18 protein-coding genes and 1 pseudogene are annotated in these 18,808 nt (G+C 70.1%); 8 read left to right on the forward strand and 11 right to left on the reverse strand.

The window, feature by feature from the left end; all coding sequences use genetic code 11:
• Positions 1–3: 3 nt before the first annotated feature.
• The gene (locus H9L17_RS12520) at positions 4–930 is read right to left on the reverse strand and encodes a LysR family transcriptional regulator (protein ID WP_187569765.1); all 927 of its coding nucleotides are present in this window, start codon (positions 928–930) and stop codon (positions 4–6) included.
• Between the two features lie 118 nt (positions 931–1,048).
• Between H9L17_RS12520 and H9L17_RS12525 the strand changes: the two genes are divergently transcribed.
• The 4 genes and pseudogenes from H9L17_RS12525 (at position 1,049) to H9L17_RS12540 (ending at position 4,289) form a co-directional block, all read left to right on the forward strand.
• Positions 1,049–1,966 carry an alpha/beta hydrolase gene (locus H9L17_RS12525; protein ID WP_187569766.1) on the forward strand — a complete coding sequence of 306 codons (918 nt, stop codon included), beginning with the start codon at positions 1,049–1,051 and terminating at the stop codon, positions 1,964–1,966.
• Between the two features lie 50 nt (positions 1,967–2,016).
• A complete protein-coding gene (locus tag H9L17_RS12530; RefSeq protein ID WP_187569767.1) occupies positions 2,017–2,946 on the forward strand; it encodes an alpha/beta hydrolase in 930 nt (309 codons plus the stop codon).
• A 44-nt stretch (positions 2,947–2,990) separates the two neighbouring features.
• A pseudogene (locus H9L17_RS16070) lies at positions 2,991–3,580 on the forward strand (NAD(P)H-binding protein).
• Positions 3,581–3,593: 13 nt separating this feature from the next.
• Positions 3,594–4,289 (forward strand): flavodoxin family protein, encoded by a 696-nt coding sequence (locus H9L17_RS12540; RefSeq protein ID WP_187569768.1) that lies wholly within the window; start codon positions 3,594–3,596, stop codon positions 4,287–4,289.
• On the opposite strand, the gene dbpA is transcribed toward H9L17_RS12540, so the two are convergent.
• Complete coding sequence (dbpA, locus tag H9L17_RS12545; protein ID WP_187569769.1) at positions 4,255–5,640, reverse strand: ATP-dependent RNA helicase DbpA; 1,386 nt, start codon at positions 5,638–5,640, stop codon at positions 4,255–4,257. The genes H9L17_RS12540 and dbpA overlap by 35 nt on opposite strands.
• A 114-nt stretch (positions 5,641–5,754) precedes the next feature.
• Here dbpA and H9L17_RS12550 point away from each other — a divergent pair, with 114 nt between their 5' ends.
• Both H9L17_RS12550 and H9L17_RS12555 read left to right on the forward strand, forming a co-directional pair.
• Entirely contained in the window at positions 5,755–6,543 is a 789-nt protein-coding gene (locus H9L17_RS12550) for a hypothetical protein (RefSeq protein WP_187569770.1), read from the forward strand.
• A 70-nt stretch (positions 6,544–6,613) separates the two neighbouring features.
• Entirely contained in the window at positions 6,614–7,714 is a 1,101-nt protein-coding gene (locus H9L17_RS12555; protein WP_187569771.1) for a DUF1615 domain-containing protein, read from the forward strand.
• Positions 7,715–7,721: 7 nt separating this feature from the next.
• On the opposite strand, the gene lipA is transcribed toward H9L17_RS12555, so the two are convergent.
• Together lipA and H9L17_RS12565 are read right to left on the reverse strand one after the other, a co-directional pair.
• On the reverse strand, positions 7,722–8,789 hold the full coding sequence (gene lipA, locus H9L17_RS12560; RefSeq protein ID WP_187569772.1) for a lipoyl synthase: 1,068 nt from the start codon (positions 8,787–8,789) through the stop codon (positions 7,722–7,724).
• 68 nt (positions 8,790–8,857) lie between these two features.
• Positions 8,858–9,367 carry a hypothetical protein gene (locus H9L17_RS12565; protein WP_187569773.1) on the reverse strand — a complete coding sequence of 170 codons (510 nt, stop codon included), beginning with the start codon at positions 9,365–9,367 and terminating at the stop codon, positions 8,858–8,860.
• 111 nt (positions 9,368–9,478) lie between these two features.
• Between H9L17_RS12565 and H9L17_RS12570 the strand changes: the two genes are divergently transcribed.
• Positions 9,479–10,630 carry a COG3904 family protein gene (locus tag H9L17_RS12570; protein WP_187569774.1) on the forward strand — a complete coding sequence of 384 codons (1,152 nt, stop codon included), beginning with the start codon at positions 9,479–9,481 and terminating at the stop codon, positions 10,628–10,630.
• Positions 10,631–10,647: 17 nt separating this feature from the next.
• Here H9L17_RS12570 and H9L17_RS12575 read toward each other — a convergent pair whose 3' ends face one another.
• Genes H9L17_RS12575 through H9L17_RS12595 form a run of 5 tightly spaced genes read right to left on the reverse strand, consistent with a single transcriptional unit; the run spans position 10,648 to position 15,497 of the window.
• Positions 10,648–10,872, reverse strand: a complete 225-nt coding sequence (locus H9L17_RS12575; protein WP_187569775.1) for an RNA-binding S4 domain-containing protein — start codon at positions 10,870–10,872, stop codon at positions 10,648–10,650.
• Between the two features lie 40 nt (positions 10,873–10,912).
• Positions 10,913–11,572, reverse strand: coding sequence for a general secretion pathway protein GspB (locus tag H9L17_RS12580; RefSeq protein WP_187569776.1), 660 nt, complete (start codon positions 11,570–11,572; stop codon positions 10,913–10,915).
• 4 nt (positions 11,573–11,576) lie between these two features.
• Positions 11,577–13,181 (reverse strand): ExeA family protein, encoded by a 1,605-nt coding sequence (locus tag H9L17_RS12585; RefSeq protein ID WP_187569777.1) that lies wholly within the window; start codon positions 13,179–13,181, stop codon positions 11,577–11,579.
• Between the two features lie 48 nt (positions 13,182–13,229).
• On the reverse strand, positions 13,230–14,186 hold the full coding sequence (locus tag H9L17_RS12590; RefSeq protein WP_187569778.1) for a DMT family transporter: 957 nt from the start codon (positions 14,184–14,186) through the stop codon (positions 13,230–13,232).
• A 33-nt stretch (positions 14,187–14,219) separates the two neighbouring features.
• Positions 14,220–15,497, reverse strand: coding sequence for an NTP/NDP exchange transporter (locus H9L17_RS12595; protein WP_187569779.1), 1,278 nt, complete (start codon positions 15,495–15,497; stop codon positions 14,220–14,222).
• A gap of 301 nt (positions 15,498–15,798) precedes the next feature.
• On the opposite strand from H9L17_RS12595, the gene H9L17_RS12600 reads away from it, so the two are divergent.
• Positions 15,799–17,322: a serine hydrolase gene (locus tag H9L17_RS12600; RefSeq protein ID WP_187571960.1), complete on the forward strand. Its 1,524-nt coding sequence runs from the start codon at positions 15,799–15,801 to the stop codon at positions 17,320–17,322.
• A gap of 99 nt (positions 17,323–17,421) precedes the next feature.
• Here the strand turns inward: H9L17_RS12600 and H9L17_RS12605 are convergent, their stop codons facing one another.
• Both H9L17_RS12605 and H9L17_RS12610 read right to left on the reverse strand, forming a co-directional pair.
• Entirely contained in the window at positions 17,422–18,099 is a 678-nt protein-coding gene (locus tag H9L17_RS12605; RefSeq protein WP_187569780.1) for a hypothetical protein, read from the reverse strand.
• A 5-nt stretch (positions 18,100–18,104) separates the two neighbouring features.
• Positions 18,105–18,605 carry a sigma-70 family RNA polymerase sigma factor gene (locus tag H9L17_RS12610; RefSeq protein WP_246455091.1) on the reverse strand — a complete coding sequence of 167 codons (501 nt, stop codon included), beginning with the start codon at positions 18,603–18,605 and terminating at the stop codon, positions 18,105–18,107.
• Between the last annotated feature and the right edge of the window lie 203 nt (positions 18,606–18,808).

The raw sequence follows: 18,808 nt of genomic DNA on the forward strand, positions 1-18,808 counted from the left end.
TCACTATCCCAACGCGATCGCCTTGCGCTTTTCCACCAGGAAGTCGAGCAGCGCCCGCACCTTTCGCGGCATCTGTTCGCGCGTCGGCACGTACAGGTGGAAGCCGGGCTGCACGTGCTTCCAGTCCTTCAGGACCGCGACCAGCGACCCATCCCGCAGCTGCGGATGGATGGCGATGTCGATGGTCTGGATCAGGCCGATGCCGGCAACGGCGGCACGGGTCATGCCCTCGTCGTCGTTGGTGACCAGGTTGCCGGTGACGGACTGGGTGAAGTGCTGGCCGCGCTTGCCGGGTTCGCTGAAGTCCCAGTCGTGCACGGTTCCGCTGCCGGAGTAGCGGTAATTGATGCAGTTGTGCCCGGCCAGATCCGCCGGCGTCTTCGGCACGCCGTGCCTCGCGAAGTACGCCGGCGAGCCGGCCACCGCCATCGACAGCGGCGGCGTGATCGGCACCGCCACCACATGCTCGGCCAGGCTGCGGCCCAGGCGGATGCCGGCATCGCAACCGTCGGCGATGATGTTGGACAGCCGCTCGGCCATCACCAGCTCCAGTTGCACCTTCGGATGGCGCGCCTGGAATTCGGGCAGGTGCGGCTCGATCAGCGCTTTCGCGGCCATGCGCGAGGTATTGAGCCTGACCAGGCCGGCCGGTTCGCCGTCGGCTTCATCGAGCGAGGCCAGCGCGCGCTCGATGGTCGCCAGCGATGGCGCCAGCGCTTCGAGCAACTGTGCGCCCGCTTCGGTCAGCGACATGTCGCGGGTGGTGCGGTTGAGCAGCCGCACGTCCAACTGTTGTTCCAGCGCCTTCAGCTGCTGGGACAGCGCCGCACGGGTCACGCCCATCTCCTCGGCCGCCCTGGTGAAACTGCGGTGGCGGGCGATGTGGGCGAACCAGGTCAGCGAGGAAACCAGGGAGGGCTCTAGCGGCATTTGTTTAGTTTAACTAAACACTGATGTCTCTGGAGCGTGGTTTATCCCGCCCAATGCGCGACCTAGCATGCCCTCCATGCCGACGGCCGCGTCGGTGCAACCCACCGAGGAAAAGCCCATGTCCAGCGTGACCTTCAAGAATCTCAACGGCCAAGGCATCACCCTGGCTGCCGTCGTCCACTTCCCCGCCGGCTTCGATGCGTCGAAGGCATATCCGGCTGTCGTCGTCTCCCATCCCGGCGGCGGCGTGAAGGAGCAGACCGCCGGCCTGTACGCCGGGAAGCTGGCCGAACACGGCCTGATCGCCATCGCCTTCGACCGCTCCTACCAAGGCGAGAGCACCGGCGAACCGCGCCAGCTGGAGAACCCCTACATCAGCACCGAGGACGTGAGCGCCGTGGTGGATTACCTGACCACGCTGCCCTACGTGGACAACGACAGGATCGGCGCCATGGGCATCTGCGCCGGCGCGGGCTACAGCGCCAACGCCGCCATCAACGACCGTCGCATCAAGGCGCTGGGCATGGTCAGCGCGGTGAACATCGGCCAGATGTTCCGCAACGGCTGGGACGGCTCGGTGAAGGACGCCGACGCGCTGCCCTACCTGGAAGCCGGTTCGCAGGCGCGCACCGCCGACGCCGGCAACAACCCGATGGCCACCATGCCGCTGGCCCCGCTGAAGGAGGAGGACGCCCCCAACGCTGAACTGCGCGGCGCCTGGGAGTACTACCACACCTCCCGTTGCGAGCATCCCAATGCCCCCGGCTACACGCTGGCGCGCTGCCTCACCCAGATCATCACCTACGACGCCTACAACAAGGCTGAGGCGTTCCTGACCCAGCCCGTCCTGGCCGTGGCCGGCAGCAGGGCGGGCAGCAAGTGGATGAGCGACGACCTGATCGCCCGCGCGGCGAGCAAGGACAAGCAGCTTCACATCGTCGAAGGTGCAGACCACATGGATCTGTACGACGTGCCCAAGTACGTGGACGAGGCTGTCTCGAAGCTGGCCCCGTTCTTCCAGTCCAAGCTGAAGTAAACCATTCCAAGGCTGGATCACCCTCGTTTTCATTGGACACCGAGCCATCCATGAGCAACATCAAGACCGTCACCTATCAGAACCTTGGCTGGGAAACCGCTGCGGATATCTACCTGCCGCCGGGCTTCGACGATAAGAAAAAGTACCCCGCCATCGTCAGCACCCACCCCATCGGCAGTTGCAAGGAGCAAACCGCCGGCAACATCTACGCCAAGGGCTTGGCCGAGCAAGGCTTTATCGTGCTGGTGCATGACGCCAGCTTCCAGGGTGCCAGCGGTGGCAGGCCGCGCTTCATCGAAGACCCGGCCATCCGCGTCTCGGACATCCGCTTCGCCGTGGATTACCTGCAATCGCTGCCCTATGTGGACGTCGAACGCATAGGTGCCATTGGCGTGTGCGGCGGCGGTGCCTACACCCTGCATGCGGGCATCACCGACCATCGCCTCAAGGCGCTGGTGTCCATCACCGGCGTGAACTACGGCCGCTTGATTCGCGAAGGTTTCGCCCAGTTCAAACCGCTCGAACTCGCCCGGAACATCGCTCGAATGCGGGCGGCCCAGGCCCAGGGCGCCGAGCGCGACGTGGCCGACCTGCTGCCCGAGTCCGTGGCCTCGGCTCGGCAGGCCGGCATCACTGACATCGATGTTCTGGAGGCCACCGACTACTACAAGACCGCGCGCGGCCAACAACCCAATGGCGCCACCAGCCAGTTGATGTCGTTCAGCGGCGCGGCCATGGGCTGGGATGCCTTCCTGAACGCCGAGGTGCTGCTGACCCAACCGCTGATGGTCGTCATCGGAGACAAGCCTGGCGGCTTCGGCGCCTACCGCGACGGCTGGGAGATCTACAGTCGCGCCGCCTCGGCGAACAAGCACATCGTTGTGGCCGAGGGGTGGTCGCACTACGACCTGTACGACAAGCCCGAGCCGGTGGCCATCGCCATGGCCAAGGTCGTGCCGTTCTTCAAGGAGCACCTGTGAAAAACGTCCTCATCCTGGGTGCCAGCGGCCAGATCGCGCAATGGGTGGTCAAGGCGCTGGCCCTCGACCCGGACGTGCGCCAGACATTGCTGGTGCGCGATCCCAACAAGCTCACGGGCCATGAGCCCGCGGATGCGAAGATCGTGATCGGCAACGTGCTGGACAAGGCGCTGCTGAAAAGCGCCGTGGCCGGCCAGGACATCGTCTACGCCAACCTCATCGGCGACGATCTGGACAAGCAGGCAAACGCCGTCATCGCCGCGATGCAAGCCAGCGGCGTCAAGCGCCTGGTCTTCGTGCTTTCGCTGGGCATCCACGACGAAGTGCCGGGCAAATTCGGCGCATGGAACAACGCCACCATCGGCGAAGACCTCAAGCCTTACCGCCGCGCCGCCGATGCCATCGAAGCCTCGGGCTGGACTACACGATCCTGCGCCCGGCCTGGCTGACCGACGAGGACGAAGTGGACTACGAGACCACCGCCAAGGGCCAGCCCTTCAAGGGCACCGTGGTCTCGCGCCGGAGCGTGGCCGATCTCATCGCCAAGATCGTCGCCCGGCCCGCGTCGCATGTCGGCGACAACCTGGGCGTCAACAAACCGGGCAGCGACGGCGACAAGCCTTACTTCATGTGACGCGGAGCCGATAATGCTCAAGTGGATCGCGGTCGCGGCGGGCGTGCTGCTGCTGGCGGCGGGCATGGTGCCGCTGGCCATCATCTGGATCGAAAGCCGGCAGGCGCGGCAGGCGGGCGGCATGGAGCCGCACGTCGCGTCCGCACAGCCTGCGCGCCGCGGGGCCGTCGTGGTGTATTTCTCGCGCTCGGGCAATACCGCGCTGGCGGCGCGCCACATCGCCAACCGGCTGGATGCGGATCTGCATGCGCTCGAGGTGCCGGAGTACGCGCTCGGCCTGCGCGGCCTGGCCCATTCGGCGCTGGACGCCGATGCGCGCCGCAACGATCCCGCCAGGCTGCGCGGCATCCGTCCGCGCACCCTCGACCTCAGGCCGTTCGACACCGTCTGGCTGGGCTCGCCGGTGTGGTTCTACAGCCCCGCGCCGCCGATCTGGGCCTTCGTCGAGCACAACCGCTTCGACGGCCAGCGCGTGGTGCTGTTCAACACCTACAACAGCAATATCGGCGACGACCAGATCGCCGCGTTCAAGGCGCGGGTGATGGCGCGCGGCGCGGCGTCGTTCGAGCACCGCGCCCTGCTGCGCGGACGCATGACCCGGCAGATCGGCCCGGACGAGATGCTGCGCCGGATCGATGCCGACTGGCTGGCGGGGGACGCGGTACGCGCGCCGCTTACAGCAAGAACACCCGCACCCGCCGCCCCTTGATCTTCCCCGCGCGCAGCTTCTCCAGCGCGCCCTTCGCCTGCTTGCGCGCGATGGCGACGTAGCTGCGGGTGGGAAACACGTCGATCTTGCCGATGGCGTCCTTGTGCAGCCCGGCCTCGCCGGTGAGCGCGCCGACGATGTCGCCGGGGCGCAGTTTGTCGGTGCGGCCGGCGTCGATGCGCAGCGTCGCCATCGCCGCCTGCGGCACGCCGCGTGGTTTGCCGTCCTGCGGGGCGATGCGCTGGTAATGGATCGGTTCGCCGCCTTGGCGTTCCTCGATCAGCGCGGCGCGGTTGCGTTCGTTCTGCGCGACCAGGCTGAGCGCCAATCCGTCGCGACCGGCGCGACCGGTGCGGCCGATGCGATGCAGGTAGGTGTCGGCATCGGTCGGCAGCTCATAGTTCACCACCGCGCCGATGTCGTCGATGTCGAGGCCGCGCGCGGCCACATCGCTGGCAACCAGCACGTTGCAGCTGCGGTTGGCGAAGCGCACCAGCACTTCCTCGCGGTCGCGCTGCTCCATGTCGCCGTGCAGGGCCAGCGCGTCGAAGCCGTAGTGCGCTAGCGAGCCGACCACTTCCTCGGTGTCGCGGCGCATGTTGCAGAACACCACCGTCGATTCCGGGTTGAACTGCAGCAGCAGCGTGGCCAATTGCGGCGCGCGGCGGGTGGGGTCGGCCTCGAAGAACAGGCTGCGGATGCTGGGCGGCTGCGCGCCGCCTTCGACGCTGACTTCCGCCGGTTCGCGCAGCATCGCTTTCGCCAGCGTGCGGATCGAGTCGGGGAAGGTCGCCGAGAACAGCAGGCTTTGCCGCACCTTCGGCATGCGCTTGACCAGCGCGCGGATCGGCTCCTCGAAGCCCATGTCGAGCATGCGGTCGGCTTCGTCCAGCACCAGCGTCTTGATGCCGCGCAGGTCGAGCGCGCCTTTCTCCACCAGTTCCAGCACCCGCCCCGGCGTGCCCACCACGACCTGCGGCGCGTGCGTCAGCGAGGCCAGCTGCGGCGCCAGGGGGATGCCGCCGCACAGCACCGACAGCTTCAGGTTGGCGATGCCGGTGGCGAGTTTGCGCAGGTGCTTGCCGACCTGGTCGGCGAGTTCGCGGGTGGGGCAGAGCACCAGTGCCTGGGTGCCGCCGGCCGCGGCGTCGATCTTCTGCAGCAGGCCGAGGCCGAACGCCGCGGTCTTGCCGCTGCCGGTGGGCGCCTGCGCGATCAGGTCGCGGCCGTCCAGCACGGCGGGCAGCGCCTGCGCCTGGATGGGGGTGAGGGTGGTGTAGCCGAGCGCGTCGAGGCCCGGTCGCAGGGCGGGATCGAGGGCGAGGTCGGCGAAGGTGGTGGGCGTGGTCATGGCCCATGATCGCAGCTGCGGCCGGAGGCGTGGGCATCGGCGGCGGACGGACGGGCATGGCCGGGCGACGGGCAGTGGCTACACTGGCGCCGGGTCGAGCGCGGAGGGGGCGTGATGCGGACCATCATCCTGGGGCTGGTCGCCTGGCTGCTGTGCGCGCTGGCGCCGGCGCAGGCGCAAACCACCGTCAAGCTGCTCGGCACCTTTCCCGAGGGCGGCGACATCGCGGTGCCCACCGGCGAAACCGTGTACGTGCGGGTCGCCTACGACGCGCCGAAGCCGATCCGCATCTGGGTGCGCCCGTACTACCAGGGCAAGGAAGTCAGCGCGGGCAGCGGGCCGTCGCTGCTGTACCGGGGTCAGGGCGAACTGCTGGGCTTCTTCTTCCTCACCAAACCGGGCCATGTCGACGAACTGCGGGTGACCGCGGGCGACGGCAGCGTCGGCGGCACCCCGGAAATCGCACGCTGGCCGATCCGCGTGTCCGCGTATTCGAACGCGCCGCCGGTGCCGCCGGCGCCGGCTTGGCTGGCGCGGCTGCGCGACGAGCACAACCAGGCCATGCACGAGCAGATGCAGTCCGGCGCCGGCGCGCCGCCGAGCGCGGCGGCCATCGGCCTTTTCGGCGGCTTCATGCTGGTCTTTTTCGCCCTGGCCGTCGCCGGGCTGGCCTGGCCCGCGTGGGCGACGTGGCGCTGGCGCGGCAAGTGGCGCTGGTGGGCGGCGGCGACGCTGGCGGTGTACGTGGTGCATCTGCTCCAGATCGGCTTCGACGTCGCCCGCGATTCCACCTCGCACAACCTGCTGCCGTTCGAGCTGATCCTGTTCGGCGGCGGCTGCGTGCTGGCGATGGCGGCGTTCGCGACGCTGCGCTGGTGGGAGCGCCGGCGGCAGGCCGAATGAGGGCGGGGCGGGCCAGTCGCGGTTCAGGCGCGGCCTGCCAGCCTCGGCCGGACTTCGCCGGCCGCGCCGCATGACCCACGCCCCTCGCGTTCGCACACGGATCGTCGCACTCGGCTTGGGCATCGCCCTGCTGTGCGGCGGCTGCGGGGACGACGGCAGGCGCACGCCGGAGCAGGTGCATGCGGACCTGATGCGCAGGCTGCCGGTCACGCTGCACGACCGCGAAGGCTGGGCCCGCGACGTCCAGGCCGCGTTCGCCGCGCAGCGCATCGAGCCTTCGACCGCCAACCTGTGCGCCGCGCTGGCGGTGGTGGAGCAGGAATCGACCTATCGCGCCGACCCGCCAGTGCCGGGGCTCGGCGGCATCGCCATCGCCGAGATCAAGCGCCGTGCCGCCGCCCGCCACGTGCCGGCGTTCGCGGTGGACGCCGCGCTGACGCTGCGTTCGCCGGACGGCCGCAGCTATGCGCAGCGGTTGCAGGCGATGCGCACCGAGCGCGAATTGAGCGAGCTGTTCGAGGAGATGGTGGCGCGGCTGCCGCTGGGCAGCGGCCGGCTGCTGGCCGGGCTGAACCCGGTGCGCACCGGCGGGCCGATGCAGGTGCGGGTGGATTTCGCCGAACGCAACGCGCGCGGCTATCCGTATGCAGTGGACGGTTCGATCCGCCACGAGGTGTTCAGCCGGCGCGGCGGCCTGTACTTCGGCATCCGCCACCTGTTCGGCTATCCGGCGCAGTACGACAGGCCGCTGTACCGCTTCGCCGACTTCAACGCCGGCTGGTACGCCAGCCGCAACGCCGCGTTCCAGCAGGCGGCGGCGATCGCCAGCGGGACGAGGCTGGCGCGCGACGGCGACCTGCTCGCGCCCGATGCGCCGATGGACGCGCCCGGCGCCACCGAGACGGCGCTGCGCGGCATCGCGCCCGCGCTGGGCATGGACGCCGCCGCGATCCGCCGGGATCTCGGCAAGGAGCGCAGCGCTTCGTTCGCGGAGACGGATCTCTACCGCCGCGTGTTCGCCATCGCCGACGGCAAGGGCGCGGGCCGGCCGGTGCCGCGCGCGCGGGTGCCGGACATCGCGCTGTCCAGCCCCAAGATCACCCGCAAGCTGACCACGGCCTGGTTCGCCAGCCACGTCGAGGCGCGCTGGAAGGCGTGCATGGCGCGTTGAGCCGGGCTCAGCAGCGCAGCGAACGCATCGTCGCCGAGGATTCGCGGATGGCGTCGAGGATCTTTTCCTTGTGCGCGTCCGCGGTGTCTTCCAGGCCCACGTTGTCCTGCTCCAGCACGCGCTCGGCGCGGTAGCTGGAGCGCACCAGCGGGCCGGACACGGCTTCGAGGAAACCCTTGGACAGCGCCAGCTCGCGATAGGCGTGGAACTCGTCGGGGCTCACGAAGCGCTCCACCGGCAAATGGTTCTTGGTCGGGCGCATGTACTGGCCCATCGTCACCACGTCCACGTCGGCGGCGCGGATGTCGTCCAGCGCCTGCTCGATCTCGGCGTCGGTTTCGCCCAGGCCCAGCATCAGGCTGGTCTTGGTGATGGTGTCGGGGGCGTGGCGCTTGGCGAACTTCAGCACGTCGAGCGTCTGCCGGTAGCCGGCGCGCGGATCGCGCACGGGGTGGGTCAGGCGCTCCACCGTTTCCAGGTTCTGGGCGAAGGTGGCGAGGCCGGCGTCCAGCACCGTGGCGACGAGGTCGAGCTTGCCCTGGAAGTCCGGCGTCAGCGCTTCCACCGCCGTCTCCGGCATGCGCAGGTGGATGGCGCGGATGCAGTTGGCGTAGTGCTGCGCGCCGAGGTCCGGCAGGTCGTCGCGGTCCACCGAGGTCAGCACCACGTACTTCAGGCCCATCAGTGCCACCGCGTCGGCCACGTGGGCCGGCTCCAGCGGATCCAGCCAGCCCTTCGGGTTGCCGGTGTTGACCGAGCAGAACTTGCAGGCGCGTGTGCACACCGAGCCCATCAGCATCAGCGTGGCGGTGCCGCGCTCCCAGCATTCGGCGATGTTGGGGCACTTGGACTCGGCGCAGACCGTGGACAGCTTGTGCGAGGTCACGATGTCCATGACTTCGCGGTACTTGGCGCCGTTGGGCAGGCGCACGCGCAGCCACGGCGGCTTGGGGCCGGCGTCGGGCACCGAGCTCAGCGCATTGGGCTTCATGCCGTCCAGCACCGCGAGCGTGCCCTGGTGGGGGCTGACGATCTTGCTGCCGGAGGCGGGACGGGACGGAGACGGGGTGCTCATCGGGAAACAACCTGCGTGGAGACAGGACGCGAACCGCCATTGTAGCGGAGCGGGCGCCCCGGCCCGGATCAGCCGGGCCGCAGACGCCAGAGCGTGCCGAGATAGACCAGCAGGGAGACCGCCACGTAGGCGTTGTTGACCAGCGCGCGCCGCGCCGGGTTGTCGCGGCTGCGGGTCACATCGATCAGGAACTGGCGCAGCAGGAAGGTGTAGAGCATGTAGTACAGGAACGGGGTGACGTGCACGTACCACGGATAGTCGTCGATGCGCTTGCCGAACCGCGCCAGGAGCCAGCCCACCTGCGAATAGATGCCGAGGATGCCGAGCGCGGCGTTGATCAGCATCCACTTCACCTCGTCGCGGCCGAAGATCGCGAGGTAGAAGGCCAGATAGACCACGATCGCGATGCCGCCGTGCATGTAGATGAAAAGCAGGTCGGGCCGGCTGGACGAATACGCCATGAAGAAGCCGGACAGCCCGAACATCAGCATGTGGATGCCGAAGAACGGATAGACGAAGCGCTTGTCCATGCGGCCGATGCCGCGCGCCGCCACCGCCTGCCGTCGCCCTTCCCGCATGTGCGTCCCCGTTGCCCGATGCGCGGCCGTGCCCGCCGGTTCATCCGGGGTTGTGCCGCTTGCCGGCGAACATCCTAGACTGAACGGGATTCCCTTTGTCCGAATGCATCGATGCCGTTCCGCTGGATCCCGACCACCCTCTGCCTGCTGCTGGCCGCGGCCTGCAACCGCCAGCCCGCGCCCGACAAGACCAGCGCCAATGCCGGCGCGGTGGAAGCGCCGGAACCGATGGTGCAGCGCAAGCCGCAAGGCGAGATCGACTGGTCGCCGGTGCGGCTGGAGGCGGGCGACGCCTGGATCGACTGCAGCGCCGACTACCGCAACGGCGACGGCCGGCCGGTGCTGTCGCTGGCCTACATCGACCTGCGCAACGCCATGCAGGACTGCCGCGCCACCGGGCTGATGCGGCTGCGCTACAAGGGCAAGGTGACCGCCAGCTTCGCCGCGCTGGCCGAGCGCGCCGGCAAGCTGGCGGGCGATCTCGGCATCGGCAAGCGCATCCTCGACATCGACTCCGCCGGCGGCAGCGTGGAATCGGCGATCCGCGCCGGCGACGCCATCGGCGAGAACGACTGGGCGATCTGGGTGCGCGGCGATTCGGTCTGCCACAGCGCCTGCGTGCTGCTGCTGGCGGCCGGCGACATGCGGGTGATCGTGGGCCCGGTCGGCATCCACCGGATGATCCGCATCCGTTCCTCGGCGACCTCGCGCAAGGAGCTGGGCGAGGAACTGCGCAAGATCAGCGACGACCTGCGCAACTACCTGGAGCGCAACGGCGCCTCCGCCGAGGTCTACGACCTGATGACCACGGTGCCCAACCGCACCCTGCACATCCTCACCGACCAGGAACTGGAGAACTTCGGCCTGTCCGGCTCCAACGCGGTGGAGGACGACCTCGACCGGATCCGCCTGGCGCGCCGCTGCGGCACCGAGTTCCTGAGCCGCCGCGACAGCTTCCGCCGCGCCTACGAACGGCAGTGCGTGCAGCCGGCCGACGCGACGCACCAGGACGTGGCCGACATCAACGCCTGCGGCCTGTCGCTGCGCGAGCGCTTCGGCTTCCCCGACCCGAAGTGCCCGATCGAAAGCCCGATGGCCGAACTGGACGGCGCGGTGCTGGCGATCCCCAAGGACCTGCCGGTGGAGCCGGAAGCGGCCGTCGCAGCGGAGCACGCCGCCGGCGGCGAGGACGAAGACGAGGACGCCGCGATGCCGTCAGCGTCCGCCGCCGCCTCCGGGCAGGCCGTTTCGCCCGCGCGTTGAACCGTCGGCCGGGCCGGTCATCCGCCGGTTCCGGTCACCTGAATCTCGACGTCGCCCACCCGCACCCGCTGGCCGGCGCGAATCTTCGCGGTCTTGCGCTGCTCCGGCACGCCGTCCACGCGCACCGCGCCGCTGGCGACGAGCTGCTTGCCGGCACCGCCGGAGTCGCACAGGCCGGCCAGTTTCAGGAGCTGGTTGAGTTCGACGAAATCGCGGTCGAGTTCGAAGTCGATGGTCTGCATGGCGGCAGCATAGCGGCCCGCGCCCGCCGCGGCGTATCCGTCAGGGCAGGGGAACGTGCGCGCGCTGGCCGTCGCGTTCGATCGTCACGCCCTTGCGGTCGATGGCGATCACGTCGAGCCCGCCGCTGCGGTCGCCTTCGCCCATGCGCTGGCCGTCGAGGATGACGAAGCGGCGGGCCGGGTCGGCGTCCCACATGTGCATGCTCAGCTTGATAGGCGGCAGCGCGGTGGCGGCGATGTCGGGCGCGTCGAGGGCGGATGAGGTGCTGGCCGGCGCGGCGGGTGGCGGAACGGCGGAAGAGGATTGCGTGGGATGGGGCATCGGCGTGGGATCGATGGTCGCCGTTGTGGGCATCGCCGCGACTGCGGATATGGGCGTTGCCGTGGCGGCTCCGGGCGTCGGCGCGCTCACGGGCGGTTGCGCGGCATCCGGGCGCGGCACGATGCGCGGCATTCCTGCGGATGGTGCGGTTTGAGCGACCGGCGCGGGCGCTGCGTCGCCGCGGTCGCCCAGGCGCGAACCCAGCCAGCCGCCCAGTGCGGCCAGCGCGACGACGACGGCCAGCACCGGCCACAGCCAGGGCGGCGCGGAGCGGGCGGTGCGCGCTGGAGCGGGCGGCAGCTCCAGCGCCACGTCGGGTGCGCTGTCGCGGCGGCGTTCGGCTTCGGATTTGCGCAGCGCTTCCAAGATCAGGGACATCGCATCAGTCCAGTGTGCGCAGCAGGCGCGGGCCGGGCAGGCCGTTGGCCAGCGCCATCAGGGTCAACGCGCCGGCCACGCCGTCGGCGGGCAGGCCGCGCGCGCTTTGCAGCTCGCGCACGGCGTTGCGGAGGGTGGCGTCGTAGGGCGCGCCGGGGCGGGCGGCGTCCGGCAGCACGCGCAGCCAGAGCCAGTCCACGGCGGTGCCGGAAGCGCCGGGCGCGGGCGGCGTGTCCAGCATCGCCGGGCCGCGCCACAGGCCGGCGTAGTCGCCGTTCCAGCGGGCTTGCAGCAGGGCGCGGTCGAGATCGACGCTGCGCTCGCCGATGCGCAGCCGCACGCTGCGCGCATCCGCGCCCAGCAGCACCGCCCAGGCATCGGCGCCGCCGTCGCGCAGGCGCAGCAGCATCGGCCGATCCAGCGCCACCAGTGTGTCCAGCCGCGCGCGGCCTTGCACGCAGTGCGCGTCGGGCGGGGCGCCGGTGGGCGTGCAGGGGCCGTCGGGCGACACGGTGATGGCCTGCGGCGGCAGCGACCACAGCGTCAGCAATTGCCGCCAGGCCGGTGCCGGGGATGCGTCCGCATCGGCCAGCAGCTTCGAGAGGGCCGCGGCATCCACGTGTTCGACGCGCGTGGCGCTACTCGGCAATGGGGTGGCTGCGGGCGCGGAGACGATGGTGGATGCCGCGGGTTCGCCGCGATGCCGCAGCCATCCGCCCGCCAGCAGCGCGACGACGGCGATGCCCGCAACGGCGGCAGCCATCCGCCATCGCATCGGCCAGCGCGCGGCCAGCCGCGGCGGCAGCACTTCATCGGCGGCGAGATCGACCAGCCGGGCGTCGATGCTGCCGGCATCGCGCGCGTAGCCCGCCAGCAGCGCGCGTTCGGCGATCACGTTGAGCAGGCGCGGCACGCCGCCGGCGCGCGCGTGCAGGCGGCGCACCGCCTTCGCATCGAACGGAAAGCGCGTGCCGCCGGCCACCCGCCAGCGATGGCGCAGGTAGGCGTCGGTGTCCTTCGCGTCCAGCGGTTCCAGGTGGAAGCGCGCGGTGATGCGCTGGGCCAGCTGCCGCAGCTCCGGGCGCGCCAGCAGCGTGCGCAGCTCGGGCTGGCCCAGCAGCAGGATCTGCAGCAGTTTCTGGGTGTCGGTTTCCAGGTTGGTGAGCAGGCGCACCTGCTCCAGCGCGTCGGCGGGCAGGCTCTGCGCCTCGTCGATCAGCAGCACCACGCGCAGACCCTGCGAATACGCGTCGAGCAGGTGCGCATTGAGCGCATCGACCAGCGCCTTGGCGCTGCCGCGCCGGCCGGCGATGTCGATCCGCAGCTCTTCGCAGATGGTTTCCAGCAGTTCGACGGCGTTCTGGCGCGGGTTCAGCACCAGCGCGATGCGCGCGTGCTCCGGCAGCCGCTCCAGCAGCAGGCGGCTGAGCGTGGTCTTGCCGGTGCCGACTTCGCCGGTGAGCTGGACGAAGCCGCCGCCGCCGCCCTTGTCGATGCCGAACAGCAGGTGCGCCAGCGCGTCCCGGTGGCGTTCGCTCAGGTGGACGAAGCGCGGGTCGGGCGTGATCGAGAACGGCGGCTCGTGCAGGCCGTAGTGGCGCAGGTACATGCGCTCAGCCTGCCACGCCGGCGGCGTCCGCGCGAACCGGGCGCCGCGTCATTCGGCCACCTGCTTGGCTTCGCTGACGCCCAGCAGTTCGGCGTGCTCGGTCGGCTCGGCCTTGCCGCGGCCGGCCAGCAGGCCCTGTGCGAAGACCACGCCGAGGATGATCGCGACGCCGGCGTAGAAGCGCGCGGAGAGTTCCTGCTGCTCGCCGAACAGCAGCGCCGCCAGCGCGATGGCGTAGATCGGTTCGAGATTGACCGACAGTTGCGCGGTGAACGCCGACAGGTGGCGCAGCGCGATCAGGCACAGCGCGAACGGCAGCAGCGTGCAGGCCATCGACAGCAGCACCAGCCAGAATGAATCCATCGCCGAAGGCACCACCAGCAGCGGGCCGGCAAAGGCAGGCACGAGCAGCGGCATCAGCGGCGCCAGCAGGGTCAGCGTCAGCGTGCCGGCGCCGAGTTCCAGCGCGGTGACGGTCAGCGGATCGCCGCTTTCCACCATGCGCTTGTTGAGCGTGCCGAACAGCGCCACCAGCGCCGCCGACGCCACTCCGGCCACGATGCCTGCGTGCATCCCGGCCGGCACGCCGCCGACCACCAGCCACACGCCGGGCAGCGAGGCGATGCCGAGCAACAGGTGCGAGGGCCGGAAGCGCTGGCGGGTGAACAGCGGCTCGATCAGCGCGGTCATCGGCGTGGCGAAGGCCAGCGAGGTGGCCGCCACCGAGGCGTTGGCCAGCTTGATCGCGCCGTAGAAGGTCAGCCAGTGCAGCGCCACCAGCGCGCCGATGCCGGCATAGGCCCAGCGCGTGCGCGCCGGCATCGCGCGCAGCCCGCGCCAGACGCGCGGCAGCAGCGCCAGCGCCGCGACCACCAGCAGCATCCGCCACCACACCAGCGGCAGCGCCGGCAGCGAGATGAGCTTGCCGAGGATCGCGGTGAAGCCCCACAGCAGCACGCAGAAGTGGATCTGCCAGAGCGCGCGGGTGGTGTCGGGGTTGGGCATCCGCGCATTATCGCGGAGTGTGCGGTGGCGCGGTCACGCCGTCGCCGCGTCGCCCGATTGCCGTTCGGCCGCGCGCGCCAGCCACCACCCGTTCCACGCCCAAACCAGGCACACGCCGGCGCCGACCAGCATCGCCATCGCCGGCATCGCGGCCAGCGCGTCCACGCCGGTCTTGAGCCAGCCGCTGGCGACGTCGCCGGCGCGGTAGACCACGCTGTCGGTGAAGTTCTTGGCCTTGTACTTGGCGCTGTCGAGCACCGCCGTCCACAGCATTTCGCGGCCGGGCCGCATGACGCCGTATTCGCCCGCGCGGCGCACGATCATCACCGCGACGAACACCGCGAAGCCCGGCGCCATCGCCAGCCAAACGAAGCCCGCGGCCACCGCCAGCGGCACCGCCACCAGCAGCACGCCGATGCCGAGCCGCTGCGCCACCCGGCCGGTGACGAACAGCTGCGAGAGGATCGCCAGCGCCTGCACGGTCGCATCGATCAGGCCGAACACGCGGGTCTGCGCGGCCTTGTCGGGGAAGGTGATCGCCACCAGCCGCGCCTGCTCGAAGTAGAGGAAGGTGTTGGCGCTGGCCAGCAGCACCACGAACAGCGCGATGCCGAGCATGTACGGCGAGCGCAGCACCTCGGCCGCGCCGGCGAAGGGATTGCCGCCCAGCGGCCGGCCGCGCCCGCGTTCGGCACCGGCGGCCGAGGGGTGCGCGTCGCGCCAGCGCTGCACGCGCCAGGCGGCGATGCCGGCGCCGACCAGCAGCAGCGCCGACAGCAGCAACAAGCCGCCGTGGCCGATGCGGCCGACCAGCGCCACGCCGAGCAGCGGCCCGGCCAGCCCGCCCGCGCTGGCGCCGGCGGCGATCGGCGCGAACAGGCGCTTGGCCTCCGACGCCGGGAACAGGTCGACCAGCACGCTCCACGCCAGCGAGATGGCGATCATGTTGAACACCGACAGCCAGACGTAGAAGCAGCGCGCCAGCCACACGTCGTCCGGCGCGCGCAGCAGGCCGACGGCGAACAGCGCGAGGTTGCAGGCGAAGAAGCCGTACACCCAGTACAGGATGCGGCGGCGCGGCGCCTTCGAGGCGATCCAGCCGAACAGCGGCGTCGCCGCGAGGGTGGCGACGAAGGTGGCGCTGAACAGCCATTGCAGGTTGTCGACGCCGCCGGCGATGCCCATCGTCTCGCGCACCGGGCGCAGCATGAAGTAGCCGGCGAACAGCAGGAAGAACATCGAGAACCCCGCCGCCGCCGGGCGGAGTTCGTGCGCGTGCAGGTTCAGCAGCCGGGCGAGGGAACGTCGCATGCGGTCGGAGTGCGAGGCGGGAGTGGGCCGCAGCGTCGCCCCGCGCGCGGCGCGGCCGAAGTGCCGGATGGGAGCGTGTCTTCCGGCAGGGAGCCGGGGCGTGACCGATGGCGCATCGCGTCTCGCCGCCGGCATCGGCATACTCGGCGTTTTCGTTTCCGGGGAACTACGCATGCGCACGCTTCCGCTCGCGATCGCTCTCGCCACCGTCCTCGCCGCCGGCGCGCCGCTGCACGCGCAGCAGGCCGAACGCGCGGCGTCGAAACCGTTCCTGATCGACGACACCCGCGCGCCGCTGTCCATGCAGCTACCGGACGCGGCGCGGCTGGCGCGCTTCGACGCCTTCGTCGCCGATGTGCAGAAGCGCTTCGACGTGCCCGGCGTGGCGGTGGCCATCGTCAAGGACGGGCAGGTGGTGATGGAGCGCGGCTACGGCGTGCGCGAGCTGGGCAAGCCGGCCAGGGTGGACGAGCACACCATGTTCGCCATCGCCTCCAACACCAAGGCGTTCACCGCCGCCTCGCTCAACATGCTGCAGGACGACGGCAAGCTGAAGACCACCGACCGCGTCATCGACCACCTGCCGTGGTTCCGCATGAGCGACGCCTACGTGACCCGCGAGATGCGCATCCGCGACCTGCTGGCGCACCGCTCGGGCTTGAGCCTGGGCGCGGGCGACCTGCTGTACTGGCCGACCACCACCTATTCGTCGCGCGAAGTCGCCGAACGCCTCAAGGACGTGCCGCTGACCGGCGGCTTCCGCGAGCAGTACGCCTACGACAACATCCTGTTCGGGGTGGCGAGCCTGGTGATCGAGCAGGTGTCGGGCATGTCCTACCGGCAGTTCCTGCAGACCCGCATCTGGCAGCCGCTGGGCATGACCGAGACGCGCTTCAACGCCGACGACCTCAAGTCCTCCGACAACGTGGCGGTGGGCAACGCCAAGTTCGACTTCAAGGACCTGCGCCCGGTCGGCGTCACCACCTGGCGCAACGTGTCCGGCGCGGGCGGCATGTATTCCAGCGTGCACGACCTGACCAAGTGGATGAACGCGCAGCTGGCCGGCGGCGAGATTCCCGGCAGCGGCGGCAAGCGCCTGTTCTCGGAGCAGCGCCAGCGCGAGATGTGGACGGTGCTGACGCCGATCCCGGTGGGCAAGCCGTCCATCCCGGAGCTGGCCGCGGCGACGCCGAACGCGATGGGCTACGCGCAGGGCTGGCAGGTGTCCGACTACACCGGCCGCCGGCTGGTCTGGCACACCGGCGGCTGGCCGGGGCAGGTGTCGCGCCTGACCCTGCTGCCCAATGAGAAGATCGGCGTGGTGGTGCTGACCAGCGCCGAAGTCGGCGTCGCCTTCAACGCGATCACCTACGAGGCGCTGGACATGATGCTGGGCAACAGCGGCCACGACTGGCTGAAGGGCTACGGCATCGCGTTCGAGAAGTCGCAGGGCAACGCCGACGAGGACTGGAAGAAGCACGTCGCCGCGCGCGACGCCAACAGCAAACCCTCGCTGCCGCTGGCGAAGTACGCCGGCACCTACCGTGACCCGTGGTACGGCGACGTCGTCATCCGCCAGGGCGCGAAGGGACTGGAGATGCAGTTCGGCAAGACCGCCGAGCTGCTGGGCGACATCGAGCACTGGCAGCACGACAGCTTCATCGTGCGCTGGCGCGACCGCGGCCTGAACGCCGACGCCTTCGTCAACTTCTCGCTGGATGCCGACGGCGCGATCCGCGAGGTGCGGATGGAACCGGTGTCGCCGCTGACCGATTTCAGCTTCGACTTCCAGGATCTGCGGCTGGCGCCGGTCGCGACGAAGTGAAACCCGGACCGGCGCGCCCATCGCTGCGCGCATGACGAACGAAGCCGGCCGCATTTCCGCGGCCGGCTTCTTTTCATGGCGAATGCGGCGGCGTGGCGATCAGTCGCGTTCGAAGCGTTCCAGGTCGTCGAGCAGCTGCAGGTTGCGGCGGATGCCGCCGGTGCCGTCGTCGATGCGGGCATGCAGGCTGCCGGGCTTGCGCGCCGCGCGAGCCGACCACGCCCACGTCGCCAACGTGCCGGCCAGGCCGATGCCGAGGTTGACCCAGATCCACGCCGGCGTCGCTCCGGCGTGCGGCGTCGGCGCCAACCCGGCGAAGCCGATCACCACCACCACCCACATGATCCACCACGGTGCGCCGCACAGGTTGGAGTTCAGCGTCTGCACGCGCAGCAGCAGGCGCAGGCGCTTCTGGATGGCCAGCACCGGCCCGGCCAGGTCCATGCCGGCGGCCAGCCCGGTGAGGATGCCGGCGAAGGCGATGTTGAGGACGCCGAACGCGTGCAGGACGATGCCGCTGGCGAGCAGGCCCGGAACGTCGAGATTGCGCTTCCAGCAGGCCACGCCCAGCACCACCAGCCCGAGCCCGAGCAGCGCCTGGAACAGCAGGCCGATGTGCAGCGGGCGCAGGTTGCGGCGGGCCTGGTCCATGCGGCGTTCGCGCAGGAGTTCCAGTTGCAGCCGGTCGTGGCGCTCAAGTCTTGCGTCCAGCGCCTGCCAGGCGGATTTGAAGTCGTCGAGTTCCATGGTGGGTTCCATCGCGATGTGCGGGGTCATGTCGTTCAGAAGGCGTCGCGGATGCGCTGTTTCAGGCGTCCGATCTTGGTGGAGACGTTGCTTTCGGTGATGCCGAGGATCTCGGCGATCTCGCGCTGCGGCCGGTCCTCCAGGTAGAGCAGGAGCAGGGCGCGATCCAGCGGCGGCTGGCGCGCGATGAAGCCTTGCAGCAGGCGCAGCCGCTGTTCGCTCTCCGGATCGGCGGCGTTGCCGTCGGCGACGTCGTGCAGGGATTCGTCCAGCGGCACGGCGTCGTGCCTGCGCCGCAGGTCCTGGCTGCGCAAGTGGCCGATCGCCACGTTCAGCGCGATCCGGTACATCCAGGTGCTGAAGCTGCGCGCCGGGTCGTACTTCGGCCAGGCGTGCCAGAGCTGCGCGGCGATCTCCTGCGCCAGGTCGGCGCGATCTTCGCTGCCGCGTGCGTAGCTGCCCGCGATCTTGAACACGATGCCCGAGTGCCTTTGCAGCAGCGCGCCGAAGGCGTCGCGGGCGTCGTGCGTGGTCATGCTGGCAATGGTATCCATGGAATCCCCGGCGCGGTTTCGCACCGCTCGATTCCATGATTCGGGCCAGCGCGGGAAATCTCACACCGGCACCGCAATTCCGCGTCGTCCTTCAATCCGCAGGACGCGCAGCGGGGCGTCGCGCGTTCAGTAGGTGCCGGATCGCGCCTTGAGGTGCGATCCGGCAGATGGCTGGCGATCGGGCC

It is taken from the genome of Thermomonas brevis (genome assembly GCF_014395425.1).
Lineage (GTDB): Bacteria > Pseudomonadota > Gammaproteobacteria > Xanthomonadales > Xanthomonadaceae > Thermomonas > Thermomonas brevis.

Bases quoted from the DNA above. Each gene is read 5' to 3' on its own strand.
- H9L17_RS12520 (WP_187569765.1), bottom strand. From the start codon at position 930: ATGCCGCTAGAGCCCTCCCTGGTTTCCTCGCTGACCTGGTTCGCCCAC.
- H9L17_RS12525 (WP_187569766.1), top strand. From the start codon at position 1,049: ATGTCCAGCGTGACCTTCAAGAATCTCAACGGCCAAGGCATCACCCTG.
- H9L17_RS12530 (WP_187569767.1), top strand. From the start codon at position 2,017: ATGAGCAACATCAAGACCGTCACCTATCAGAACCTTGGCTGGGAAACC.
- H9L17_RS12540 (WP_187569768.1), top strand. From the start codon at position 3,594: ATGCTCAAGTGGATCGCGGTCGCGGCGGGCGTGCTGCTGCTGGCGGCG.
- dbpA (WP_187569769.1), bottom strand. From the start codon at position 5,640: ATGACCACGCCCACCACCTTCGCCGACCTCGCCCTCGATCCCGCCCTG.
- H9L17_RS12550 (WP_187569770.1), top strand. From the start codon at position 5,755: ATGCGGACCATCATCCTGGGGCTGGTCGCCTGGCTGCTGTGCGCGCTG.
- H9L17_RS12555 (WP_187569771.1), top strand. From the start codon at position 6,614: ATGACCCACGCCCCTCGCGTTCGCACACGGATCGTCGCACTCGGCTTG.
- lipA (WP_187569772.1), bottom strand. From the start codon at position 8,789: ATGAGCACCCCGTCTCCGTCCCGTCCCGCCTCCGGCAGCAAGATCGTC.
- H9L17_RS12565 (WP_187569773.1), bottom strand. From the start codon at position 9,367: ATGCGGGAAGGGCGACGGCAGGCGGTGGCGGCGCGCGGCATCGGCCGC.
- H9L17_RS12570 (WP_187569774.1), top strand. From the start codon at position 9,479: ATGCCGTTCCGCTGGATCCCGACCACCCTCTGCCTGCTGCTGGCCGCG.
- H9L17_RS12575 (WP_187569775.1), bottom strand. From the start codon at position 10,872: ATGCAGACCATCGACTTCGAACTCGACCGCGATTTCGTCGAACTCAAC.
- H9L17_RS12580 (WP_187569776.1), bottom strand. From the start codon at position 11,572: ATGTCCCTGATCTTGGAAGCGCTGCGCAAATCCGAAGCCGAACGCCGC.
- H9L17_RS12585 (WP_187569777.1), bottom strand. From the start codon at position 13,181: ATGTACCTGCGCCACTACGGCCTGCACGAGCCGCCGTTCTCGATCACG.
- H9L17_RS12590 (WP_187569778.1), bottom strand. From the start codon at position 14,186: ATGCCCAACCCCGACACCACCCGCGCGCTCTGGCAGATCCACTTCTGC.
- H9L17_RS12595 (WP_187569779.1), bottom strand. From the start codon at position 15,497: ATGCGACGTTCCCTCGCCCGGCTGCTGAACCTGCACGCGCACGAACTC.
- H9L17_RS12600 (WP_187571960.1), top strand. From the start codon at position 15,799: ATGCAGCTACCGGACGCGGCGCGGCTGGCGCGCTTCGACGCCTTCGTC.
- H9L17_RS12605 (WP_187569780.1), bottom strand. From the start codon at position 18,099: ATGACCCCGCACATCGCGATGGAACCCACCATGGAACTCGACGACTTC.
- H9L17_RS12610 (WP_246455091.1), bottom strand. From the start codon at position 18,605: ATGACCACGCACGACGCCCGCGACGCCTTCGGCGCGCTGCTGCAAAGG.